20 protein-coding genes are annotated in these 8,354 nt (G+C 29.2%); 2 read left to right on the top strand and 18 right to left on the bottom strand.

Annotated elements, in window-relative coordinates; translation table 11 throughout:
- Nucleotides 1-102: 102 nt before the first annotated feature.
- The 15 genes from HMPREF3186_RS03385 to HMPREF3186_RS03315 all read right to left on the bottom strand — a co-directional run bounded on the left by HMPREF3186_RS03385 (nucleotide 103) and on the right by HMPREF3186_RS03315 (nucleotide 6,435).
- Nucleotides 103-399 carry a class I SAM-dependent methyltransferase gene (locus HMPREF3186_RS03385; RefSeq protein ID WP_197415014.1) on the bottom strand — a complete coding sequence of 99 codons (297 nt, stop codon included), beginning with the start codon at nucleotides 397-399 and terminating at the stop codon, nucleotides 103-105.
- Nucleotides 400-410: 11 nt separating this feature from the next.
- Nucleotides 411-623 carry a hypothetical protein gene (locus HMPREF3186_RS03380; RefSeq protein ID WP_060913929.1) on the bottom strand — a complete coding sequence of 71 codons (213 nt, stop codon included), beginning with the start codon at nucleotides 621-623 and terminating at the stop codon, nucleotides 411-413.
- 40 nt (nucleotides 624-663) lie between these two features.
- Complete coding sequence (locus HMPREF3186_RS03375; RefSeq protein WP_060913928.1) at nucleotides 664-1,035, bottom strand: hypothetical protein; 372 nt, start codon at nucleotides 1,033-1,035, stop codon at nucleotides 664-666.
- Nucleotide 1,036: 1 nt separating this feature from the next.
- Nucleotides 1,037-1,441 carry a hypothetical protein gene (locus HMPREF3186_RS03370; protein ID WP_060913927.1) on the bottom strand — a complete coding sequence of 135 codons (405 nt, stop codon included), beginning with the start codon at nucleotides 1,439-1,441 and terminating at the stop codon, nucleotides 1,037-1,039.
- A 3-nt stretch (nucleotides 1,442-1,444) separates the two neighbouring features.
- Nucleotides 1,445-1,888 (bottom strand): hypothetical protein, encoded by a 444-nt coding sequence (locus tag HMPREF3186_RS03365; RefSeq protein WP_060913926.1) that lies wholly within the window; start codon nucleotides 1,886-1,888, stop codon nucleotides 1,445-1,447.
- Complete coding sequence (locus HMPREF3186_RS03360; RefSeq protein WP_060913925.1) at nucleotides 1,869-2,156, bottom strand: hypothetical protein; 288 nt, start codon at nucleotides 2,154-2,156, stop codon at nucleotides 1,869-1,871. Before HMPREF3186_RS03360 ends, HMPREF3186_RS03365 begins: the two co-directional genes overlap by 20 nt.
- A 16-nt stretch (nucleotides 2,157-2,172) precedes the next feature.
- Complete coding sequence (locus tag HMPREF3186_RS03355; RefSeq protein ID WP_060913924.1) at nucleotides 2,173-2,625, bottom strand: single-stranded DNA-binding protein; 453 nt, start codon at nucleotides 2,623-2,625, stop codon at nucleotides 2,173-2,175.
- A 203-nt stretch (nucleotides 2,626-2,828) separates the two neighbouring features.
- Nucleotides 2,829-3,383 (bottom strand): site-specific integrase, encoded by a 555-nt coding sequence (locus tag HMPREF3186_RS03350; protein ID WP_060913923.1) that lies wholly within the window; start codon nucleotides 3,381-3,383, stop codon nucleotides 2,829-2,831.
- Nucleotides 3,384-3,410: 27 nt separating this feature from the next.
- Nucleotides 3,411-4,517 carry a hypothetical protein gene (locus HMPREF3186_RS03345; RefSeq protein WP_060913922.1) on the bottom strand — a complete coding sequence of 369 codons (1,107 nt, stop codon included), beginning with the start codon at nucleotides 4,515-4,517 and terminating at the stop codon, nucleotides 3,411-3,413.
- Between the two features lie 68 nt (nucleotides 4,518-4,585).
- Nucleotides 4,586-5,038: a YopX family protein gene (locus HMPREF3186_RS03340; protein ID WP_060913921.1), complete on the bottom strand. Its 453-nt coding sequence runs from the start codon at nucleotides 5,036-5,038 to the stop codon at nucleotides 4,586-4,588.
- Nucleotides 5,039-5,044: 6 nt separating this feature from the next.
- A complete protein-coding gene (locus HMPREF3186_RS03335) occupies nucleotides 5,045-5,257 on the bottom strand; it encodes a hypothetical protein (protein WP_060913920.1) in 213 nt (70 codons plus the stop codon).
- Entirely contained in the window at nucleotides 5,232-5,714 is a 483-nt protein-coding gene (locus HMPREF3186_RS03330) for a dCTP deaminase/dUTPase family protein (RefSeq protein WP_060913919.1), read from the bottom strand. Before HMPREF3186_RS03330 ends, HMPREF3186_RS03335 begins: the two co-directional genes overlap by 26 nt.
- Nucleotides 5,707-5,901: a hypothetical protein gene (locus HMPREF3186_RS03325; RefSeq protein WP_060913918.1), complete on the bottom strand. Its 195-nt coding sequence runs from the start codon at nucleotides 5,899-5,901 to the stop codon at nucleotides 5,707-5,709. Before HMPREF3186_RS03325 ends, HMPREF3186_RS03330 begins: the two co-directional genes overlap by 8 nt.
- Before the next feature lie 2 nt (nucleotides 5,902-5,903).
- Nucleotides 5,904-6,230 (bottom strand): hypothetical protein, encoded by a 327-nt coding sequence (locus HMPREF3186_RS03320; RefSeq protein ID WP_060913917.1) that lies wholly within the window; start codon nucleotides 6,228-6,230, stop codon nucleotides 5,904-5,906.
- On the bottom strand, nucleotides 6,211-6,435 hold the full coding sequence (locus HMPREF3186_RS03315) for a helix-turn-helix domain-containing protein (RefSeq protein WP_060913916.1): 225 nt from the start codon (nucleotides 6,433-6,435) through the stop codon (nucleotides 6,211-6,213). Before HMPREF3186_RS03315 ends, HMPREF3186_RS03320 begins: the two co-directional genes overlap by 20 nt.
- Nucleotides 6,436-6,554: 119 nt before the next feature.
- Here HMPREF3186_RS03315 and HMPREF3186_RS03310 point away from each other — a divergent pair, with 119 nt between their 5' ends.
- Nucleotides 6,555-6,827 (top strand): hypothetical protein, encoded by a 273-nt coding sequence (locus tag HMPREF3186_RS03310; protein ID WP_060913915.1) that lies wholly within the window; start codon nucleotides 6,555-6,557, stop codon nucleotides 6,825-6,827.
- On the opposite strand, the gene HMPREF3186_RS09510 is transcribed toward HMPREF3186_RS03310, so the two are convergent.
- From HMPREF3186_RS09510 to HMPREF3186_RS03300, 3 genes are read right to left on the bottom strand one after another with little or no spacing between them, the layout of a single operon-like run.
- Nucleotides 6,814-6,948, bottom strand: a complete 135-nt coding sequence (locus HMPREF3186_RS09510) for a hypothetical protein (RefSeq protein WP_269446629.1) — start codon at nucleotides 6,946-6,948, stop codon at nucleotides 6,814-6,816. The genes HMPREF3186_RS03310 and HMPREF3186_RS09510 overlap by 14 nt on opposite strands.
- Nucleotides 6,949-6,960: 12 nt before the next feature.
- On the bottom strand, nucleotides 6,961-7,188 hold the full coding sequence (locus HMPREF3186_RS03305; RefSeq protein ID WP_060913914.1) for a hypothetical protein: 228 nt from the start codon (nucleotides 7,186-7,188) through the stop codon (nucleotides 6,961-6,963).
- 26 nt (nucleotides 7,189-7,214) lie between these two features.
- Nucleotides 7,215-7,433 carry a helix-turn-helix domain-containing protein gene (locus HMPREF3186_RS03300; RefSeq protein ID WP_060913913.1) on the bottom strand — a complete coding sequence of 73 codons (219 nt, stop codon included), beginning with the start codon at nucleotides 7,431-7,433 and terminating at the stop codon, nucleotides 7,215-7,217.
- 153 nt (nucleotides 7,434-7,586) lie between these two features.
- Between HMPREF3186_RS03300 and HMPREF3186_RS03295 the strand changes: the two genes are divergently transcribed.
- Nucleotides 7,587-8,342, top strand: a complete 756-nt coding sequence (locus tag HMPREF3186_RS03295) for an XRE family transcriptional regulator (protein WP_060913912.1) — start codon at nucleotides 7,587-7,589, stop codon at nucleotides 8,340-8,342.
- Nucleotides 8,343-8,354: the final 12 nt, after the last annotated feature.

Here is an 8,354-nt window from a genome sequence, read left to right as displayed (position 1 = left end):
AAAACTGTACATTCTTATTTTATCATTCTCACTTACGCTATCATGTAAGCTGCAGTATGCTATTTCACAGTCGCTAAAAGTTGATTTGCCGTTGACCTTATCTCAAACTATCCTTCCTGGCCCAAAATTATATATTTTTGAGAAGTAATTAACACCCCATATTATTTGAGGTTTACTTACCCTGAAGAGTTCGTCAAAATATTCTTTCGTCGGTAATTCCCATGTGTCCGTTTTTTTGTACAACCGCTGAACTCCGATAGGACTTGTTTTTCTCCCGTAAAATTTTCTTTTCTCTGGCCCACTAAAATATGGTGGGTCTACTATCGCTATGTCGAAGTATTTATCTGGATAATTTTTTAAACACTTCATACAATCGTCATTTATAAATTTTTGTTCCATTCCAATTACTCCTATCCTCCTATTCCGTTTAATTCAGCTATTCTTTTAGTTAATTCTGCTTGTTTGTAATCTAGTTCTTTTACTTTTTCTTTTAATTGTGTGTTAGCTACTTTTAATACTAAATTTTCACCTCTAATCTTATCTAAACTAACATCCTTAATCATTGCTCCGAATAAAGCACCTACAAGAATTAAGTAAACTGCTATTAATATTTCATCAAACATTTTCTCATTTCCTCTACTCTTTCAAATATTACTGTATTTCCTATACCAACCACTTAATCAACTCTAAAATAAACACTATTGATATTAAAATTACCATTGCAAATATGCTATACTCTAATATACAAATGCTATTATTTTGTTTTCTAATTACATCATTTAAATCTGTCATTCTTTTACTATTCTCCATATCTAAATAAGTCTGTGCTTGTATAACATTAGATAAACTCTCTTTATTAGCTTTTAACAATTTCTCCTGCTTCTCAAATTGTTTCATGATATTGTTAACTTCATTAAAAAAATTACTATTCATCTTATTCAATGCATTTAACTTTTTATCTTGTAACTTATTATCTTTCTTAATACCACTTATTTCGTTCTTTAATTCTAATTTTTTAGCTTGTCTTTTATTCATTTTATGCACCTACCAATTCTTTTAATTGTTTTACTAATTTATGTCTCTCATGATTCCACGCTGTAATTTGAGCATTTACCATAGCTAAATTTTTATAGCAAACTTCTTGATCACTCGCAAGTTTATTTAAGCGTTCATCAGCCTTAGCAAGTTTATTTAATAATTCTTGTCTTAATTCACTATCCTTGTTTTCATCTGGTTTATTAATCTTCTCTTCTTTACTGATTAAACTCTCATATAGTTCCTTTAATCTCTTATAATTTTTACTTCTTGGAATTCTGCCTCTTTTCCATGCTGTAATATTTTGTGAATCTACTCCTAACTCAATAGCTAGTATAGCTTCACTCCAACGTGTCTTCTCTTTTATAACTTCTATCATTTCATTAATATTTACTACTTTTTTCATCTTCTATACCTCTACTTTCTCCTTGAATACTCCACTTTTAATTGCAAACTCTTTTGCTCTCTCTAGATGTTTATTTACTTCATCTATTATGACTGGCTCAATATCTAATCCTGTTTCAATTAACAATTGTTCTCTAGTTTCTCTTAGATCAAATAAAAAATAACCAGCTTCTTTCATTTTTGCATCACTAACAACTTCAAACATTTCTCTAATGGTTCTTTCAATTCGTTTTGCACCATAATTATGATTCGCTCGTAAACTCCACGCTAACGCTAGACAAAAATCTCCTATAAAATCTGCAACCTTAAGATTAACTTCTCTTTCTAATCGTTTAGTATATCCTTCTTCAATCTCACTTATTGCTAGTTCAGTTGCCTGACTACGAGTTAATTTCTTTTGCCCTGGTTTAGCGTAACCAAAAGTATTCCTAACTATCTTCTTTCCCATCTTCTCCTAACCTTGATATCCTTTCTAATATTTCATCTAGTTCTTCATCATCTATAAAACCCATTACATCATCTGTAAATTCTGTTGCTGTATCTCCATAGTCCGATTCAGAAAATTCTAATACTAAAAGCTCTAACCCATAACTATCTTCACCTTCTATCACTGAAGCACCATAACCATTAGGAAATCTATATCTAACCATTCTCCCCTTAATTATGTCATTCTCTTCATCAATAAAAATATATTCTTTAAACTTCTCACTAATCAAATTCTTACACCTCTAACTAATCTTCCTGAAATGGATTCCATCCCATATTAAAATCAATATTATCTTCGAATCCTCCAAAATCATTATTAGCTTGTTGGCTATAACCACTATTTTGCGTTTGTCCGTATTGAGTAGTATTTCCTTGTTGTTTCTTACTCTCTAAGAAAGTTATGCTACTTGCTACTACTTCAGTAACATAAACAGTTTTACCATCATTACCTTGGAAATTCCTTGTAGAGATTCTACCTTCTACAGCTATTAAGCTACCTTTACTTAGAAATCGTGCCATATTCTCTGCAGTCTTTCCAAATGCAACACAACCTATAAAATCTGCAGCTTGTACTCCTTGTTCATTTTTGAAATTCCTATTAACTGCTAAGGTAAAATAAGTCATTTCCTTACCTGTAGACGTTTGTCTTAATTCTATATTTCTTACTAATCTTCCTGCTAAAACTACGTTATTAATCATTTATTATTCTCCTTTAAATTTATTTATGAATGATTGATTGAATGATTGAATTATTAAATATATATGTAACATATCTTATAAACTGTTACATCTGATATATATATCCTAACCGCCCTATTACCAGCGTTTAGAATATACTCTGCTTTATACAATGTAATCTTTTCCTTAATGGTTACATAGTATAGTTTTAAATATAAATGAGGTTACAGTCCACCCCATTTCTTTACTGCTTTACTCATTTCGTCTCTCTCAATTCCTATATATCTTAATGTTATACTAGGATCATGATGATTGAATAATTTCATAAGCGTTACTACATCCTTACTCTCTTTGTAGAAATGATATCCAAATGTTTTCCTGAAGCTGTGAGTACCTATATTCTTTATCCCACACTCTTTCGCACCAGTTTTAAGTATTCTATAAGCTTGAGTCCTTGTAATTGGTCTATTTGAGTTCTTATAACGTGTTGACTTGAACAAATACTCTTCATCATCTTTATTAAAGCAGTATTCCTCTAACACTCGCTTTAATTTAGGTAGTATAATCATTTCTCTTAACTTCCCAGTCTTCATCTCACGTCTTCTAACTTTATCTCTACCTCTGACATCTCCAACTTTCAGTCCTAATAGATCACTTATCCTAAACGCTACATTAATTCCCATGTAGAAAAGTAAATAATCACGTTCACTCCTACTCTTAAAATAATAATTCATTGCATCTAGTTCTTCTTGAGTTCTTAATGGTTCAACAAACTCCAAATTGATAACCTCCGTTATTGAAAATTATCACTGTACATCTTCTTGTTCTTTTCCTTTACTCAACTCTTTCATTAATTGAGCATAAGCATCCTCATCCTCTTGAGTTATTACTCTCTCTCCTGTCTTACCACGATTATTAATTCTTTTTTCTAGGTATTCAGGTATAGGCATAACATATCTACCTTGAGCATTATTTCCACCAGTAAAGGTTGATTTACTACTCTCATATTGCTCTTTAGCGTTATATAGTACTGCCAACATATAATTTTTATGATTAGTAGGATAACTAACTTGGCTTAATCTAGTGAAAATATAGTCAATATGCTCATATCTTAATTCAGCTAATCTCTTAACTACATCTCCTGCAGTTACACCTTGCTTTCCAACGTGTAATTTTGCGTCAGGCGGCATTAGACAAATATCAACTGCATATTTAATCCACTTGTCAAGCTCTACTTGTTTATTCTTGCTAACTCGGGAATACCCAAAGCTGTCTCTGAAATATTGTGTATTGTATTTCTTCCGAGGACTAATATCTCTTTTATCATCTTCAATCAATCGCTCATCATTTCCAATCATTTGCTCGCTATATATAATATTATTATTTGATTGATGAAATGATATATTATTCTCTTTATTTAATCTTTTATTATTCTCTTTATTACATTTGCTATTTTCTAACAAATCCATTTGCTCATTTTTAACACTTCTGATTTGCTGATTTTTAGCAAATGCATTTGTTTGTTTTAACAAATGGTCTTCTTTTTCTTTTTTAAAATTTTCATAAAGTTTTTCTACCTTTTCATAATTAATCCTATACCAATTTGTTCTATCTGATTTATCTTTAGAAAGTGGGAATGCAATCAACAATCCCTTATCTCTTAATGATTTAAATAGATTTCTTACTGTAGGATAAGACCAATGACTAAAATCTTTTTCATGCCATTCTCTTATAGATCTATATGACCACCAGTAGCCATTAACATATGCTTCGTATTTTTGATTTTTTTTATTATTTTCCACCCAATAGTGAACCTGCTGTAATACTGTAGCCGCTCTATCAGCACCATTACTTTTTAATATCTTTGCCAACGTTCTATCATAAACTATTGGCTGTTCATCAAAGAGCAACATAATACTCACCTACTTTTTATTTTTTATCTATTGCATTTTTATATTAATTAAGATATAATGTAATTAAATCATTGAACGTCTTTTTTAGGCGTTCTTTTCCTTTTTCTGGACAATCTTTTTTCAACTTTATTCATGCATATTACTTTTTTGTTTTTATCAATGATTTTATCAAGCAACTTTTTATTTCTATGAATATCACCTATTATCTCTAAATCATCATTAATTAGTCCTAATAAAACAGGTATATATTCTTTAAAGTCCACTTCAAAAGCACCATCTTTAAATCTAACTATTCCAATATCTTTATCAGAATTCTTAACAATATCACCATGAAATATTTCATTACCTTTTTTGTCCTTAAGTCCACTAGACTGCATAATAAATATATCTTCACGTTTAACATTGATTGATTGAACATATTTACTTTCATTTTTCCTGCTCAAAGTAATAAAATCACCCATCCAACCTACCATTTTATACATTTTATTATCAACAAAGGCTCTGTATTTTAGAACACACATAATAGATCACTCCTCTTTTAAATGCAGTTCTTTTAGTACTTTAGCTGTTTTTGTAAAATATGCACCAAGTACTTCAAATAATTCATGTGTTTCGTATTCTTTTGGAAACTTATCTTCCACATAAGGTTCAATTCTTACACCATAATATGAAATGTGATTATACATTTTTAATTGAACCTCGTTAAAATTTTCTTTATTTTGATCTGTTTGTACTTCCAAAGCCTCCACCTCGTTTGTCTCCTTTCAAGCTTACTCCATAATTTACCTTAGGTACTTTATAGAAAATCCCTTGACCAATTCTCTCACCTTTTTTAATTTTTAAATGATTATTAGTTAAATTGTTAAACTCTAACATTATATGTCCCTCATTTTTGAGATTATTATAATAATCAGAATCCACAACCCCTACACCATTGCTCATGATTAAGCCACGATTAACAGGTAAGCTACTTCTAGCGAATATTAGTAAGCATTCATTCTTAGGCATAAAAGCTTTTATACCAGTAGGAACTAATGTAGCTTCACCTTTAAACCTAAATGCTGGGATAATAATATCGGAACTAGCAATAAAATCAACTCCAGCACTATGAATAGTTGCCTTAACTGGTAATTCTCCATTCATACCTTCTATTAATTCAAATCCACGTCTAACAAATAATTTCTTTAGTTTATTCATCTTCATCACCTTCTGGGAATGCATAAGCTCCTCTTTCATCTAATGCATAGAATGGAATAAAAATTGATGCCATTAATCCAGCAAAGATTCTATCCCAGTCAATGTTGCTAAGTATTAGCATACATATTGCAACAACAACACACGTCCAATAATAAGTATTAAATTTTCTTTTTCTAAGTTTATTCATTTTTAAGCCACTCCTATCTCTTTAAATTCTTCAACAGTTTTTTTAGTAAATCTAACTATTTTTTTCTCTAATCTTTTATCCTGATAATATTCAAAATTTGAAAAGAAATGTAACCAAGCATAAACACTAAAGAATTCTTTAGTCCCCATCTTCAAATAACATATCGATGGATAATGTTTATCTTTAACTTTTTCTTTAAACATTTTTCTATATTTATCATATGCTGTGTCTTTTATATCAAAACATTTCATGATTTCTTCTTTTGAAAAATAAGGGAAAGATAAATCCAATTTTCTCAACTCTACTAAATCAATTTGTATTTCTTTCATTAATATCACCTTCTTTTAATTTATTTAAATCAATATCTAACACTTTAGCTATCCTAACTGCATTGTCTAACTTGGGGCTTGATGTGTTGCCATTAAACATTGAATGTAATGTTTGTTCAAAAATTCCAGTCTCTTTTGACAACTTATAAATCGTCATTCCTTTGTTTTTTAATTGTCGCTCTGCTGCTTTATAAAATTCTTTCATATATCTTTGACCTTTCTTTACCTTTATGCTATAATATATTTGAGTATTCCCCGGAAATCTAAACCTTCTACTTCATACTTTTCCTGGAAATACAACTTATAAGAAAGGAGGTATAAACTATGGATTTTGATATAATCGAATTACCCTATTCTCAAATTGCTGATAGTTCAAATCTTTTAGTAGGTGGTGTACATAAGAGTATTAAATTTCGAAACCTTAATGAATCTAAAGGTACACGAATCGTTATTGAAGATACACCAGAAATGTCTAAAGCTATTATCCTTTATAATAATGGGTTTATATTATATACAGAGCTAACTGCTGATTATTGCTTAGTAAAAACAAACAAAGAAATTCAAGAAGATTCTGAAGGATTATTTATCCAGTTTTAGATACTGATAAAGTAATAGAATCATTATTTATTACTATCTTACTTGTTTTTTTTAGTAGTACTACTTTAGTAACGAACACTATAGTTGCTAATGTTAGTGCTACTTTTGTTTTAGTTTTCATCCTTATCACTCCTTATTTAATCTCCTGAACTACAGATTCTTTTCTAAGAAATGCTTTAGCTCTTTCAAGAATTACCTTAGCTTTCCAATATGGAACATTATGTTTTGCTAATACGTTAATGACCTCATTTCTAATTAGCTCTTCATCTTTCATATCAAAAGTATCTCTAGTTTCTGTATCTTTATATTCTCCACTAAAAACTTTATTTCCAGCCATTAGATACCTCGGTTCTACTGTCATTTTTAATCCCTCCTATCATGTCGCTTTTATGCGACTGTAATATCAAAAAAAATAGAATCTACTTTTTTCCTATCTAAATTCAATACATTAGCAATTTTAATTACTTCTTCTATTGTAAATTTTTTTCCATTTGATTCTAATCGTCGATAAAAGGTACTTTTATCAATTCCAATTTTTTCCGATAATTCTTCAATTGATAAATTATTTAATGCTATTTCTTTTTTTAGCTTATTTATATTTATCATAATAACCTCCTATTTTTATTTGTCGCATTTACGCTACAAATATATTTTATAATATCATTCAATAAAAGTCAACACCTTTTTTCGCAATTTCGCAATTTATTATTTGCAAATTTGCGAATTTATGTTATTATTATATTAAGAAAGGAGAATCATATGGTGAAAACAATAGGCGAACGTATTAAAGAATTAAGAACTAAGTTGAATTTATCTGCTGATGATTTAGCTGAACTTATTGGAAAAAATAGATCTACTATATATAGATATGAAAATTCTAATATTGAAAAATTACCAGTTCCAATATTAGAACCATTAGCTAAAGCATTACAAACTACTCCAGGATATATTATGGGAATTGCAGAGGATACATCCAATGATATTCTTACTGATAAAATTACCTCTACTGTTACGAAGCTAAACGAAGAAAATCAAAATAAAACATATCAATATGCTAAAAATTTACTGCATTTTCAGAATCGTACAGTTCAGGAAGTTTCTATAAAATACAAACCTAAAGAATTAACTGAAATTTTAGTAACTGAAAAAGTTGCTGCAGGTATTGGATATTCTTATAGTAATAATGAGGTAACATCATTCTATACAGATCGTGAAGATTTAATGCAATATGACATGGCAACACGTGTATTCGGTGATAGTATGGAACCTGAACTATTAGATGGTGACATTATATTATTAAAACAAGGTTATGATAATGTAAATGGTGATATCTATGTTATTGATTATGATGGAAAAAGTTATGTAAAAAAATTATATAATGATGGGAATCGTTTTGTATTGAAATCAATAAATAAAAAATACTCTGATATTATAATTTATACATCAGATATACAAGATACATATTTCAACATTGTAGGTAAAGTTGTAGATAGCTTTACTCCTGTTGAAAAATAAAATATTAAAGGA

The sequence above is a fragment of the Gemella haemolysans genome (assembly GCF_001553035.1).
GTDB classification, from domain to species: domain Bacteria; phylum Bacillota; class Bacilli; order Staphylococcales; family Gemellaceae; genus Gemella; species Gemella haemolysans_B.
Note: the sequence above shows the minus strand (reverse complement) of the source record. Positions and strands in the feature narration are given on the sequence as shown.

Excerpts from the sequence above, each read along its gene's own strand:
- HMPREF3186_RS03380 (WP_060913929.1), bottom strand. The coding sequence starts at position 623 with ATGTTTGATGAAATATTAATAGCAGTTTACTTAATTCTTGTAGGTGCT.
- HMPREF3186_RS03375 (WP_060913928.1), bottom strand. The coding sequence starts at position 1,035 with ATGAATAAAAGACAAGCTAAAAAATTAGAATTAAAGAACGAAATAAGT.
- HMPREF3186_RS03325 (WP_060913918.1), bottom strand. The coding sequence starts at position 5,901 with ATGAATAAACTTAGAAAAAGAAAATTTAATACTTATTATTGGACGTGT.
- HMPREF3186_RS03355 (WP_060913924.1), bottom strand. The coding sequence starts at position 2,625 with ATGATTAATAACGTAGTTTTAGCAGGAAGATTAGTAAGAAATATAGAA.
- HMPREF3186_RS03320 (WP_060913917.1), bottom strand. The coding sequence starts at position 6,230 with ATGAAAGAAATACAAATTGATTTAGTAGAGTTGAGAAAATTGGATTTA.
- HMPREF3186_RS03340 (WP_060913921.1), bottom strand. The coding sequence starts at position 5,038 with ATGTGTGTTCTAAAATACAGAGCCTTTGTTGATAATAAAATGTATAAA.
- HMPREF3186_RS03295 (WP_060913912.1), top strand. The coding sequence starts at position 7,587 with ATGGTGAAAACAATAGGCGAACGTATTAAAGAATTAAGAACTAAGTTG.
- HMPREF3186_RS09510 (WP_269446629.1), bottom strand. The coding sequence starts at position 6,948 with ATGAAAACTAAAACAAAAGTAGCACTAACATTAGCAACTATAGTGTTC.
- HMPREF3186_RS03300 (WP_060913913.1), bottom strand. The coding sequence starts at position 7,433 with ATGATAAATATAAATAAGCTAAAAAAAGAAATAGCATTAAATAATTTA.
- HMPREF3186_RS03315 (WP_060913916.1), bottom strand. The coding sequence starts at position 6,435 with ATGAAAGAATTTTATAAAGCAGCAGAGCGACAATTAAAAAACAAAGGA.
- HMPREF3186_RS03310 (WP_060913915.1), top strand. The coding sequence starts at position 6,555 with ATGGATTTTGATATAATCGAATTACCCTATTCTCAAATTGCTGATAGT.
- HMPREF3186_RS03305 (WP_060913914.1), bottom strand. The coding sequence starts at position 7,188 with ATGACAGTAGAACCGAGGTATCTAATGGCTGGAAATAAAGTTTTTAGT.
- HMPREF3186_RS03385 (WP_197415014.1), bottom strand. The coding sequence starts at position 399 with ATGGAACAAAAATTTATAAATGACGATTGTATGAAGTGTTTAAAAAAT.
- HMPREF3186_RS03370 (WP_060913927.1), bottom strand. The coding sequence starts at position 1,441 with ATGAAAAAAGTAGTAAATATTAATGAAATGATAGAAGTTATAAAAGAG.
- HMPREF3186_RS03365 (WP_060913926.1), bottom strand. The coding sequence starts at position 1,888 with ATGGGAAAGAAGATAGTTAGGAATACTTTTGGTTACGCTAAACCAGGG.
- HMPREF3186_RS03330 (WP_060913919.1), bottom strand. The coding sequence starts at position 5,714 with ATGAATAAACTAAAGAAATTATTTGTTAGACGTGGATTTGAATTAATA.
- HMPREF3186_RS03345 (WP_060913922.1), bottom strand. The coding sequence starts at position 4,517 with ATGTTGCTCTTTGATGAACAGCCAATAGTTTATGATAGAACGTTGGCA.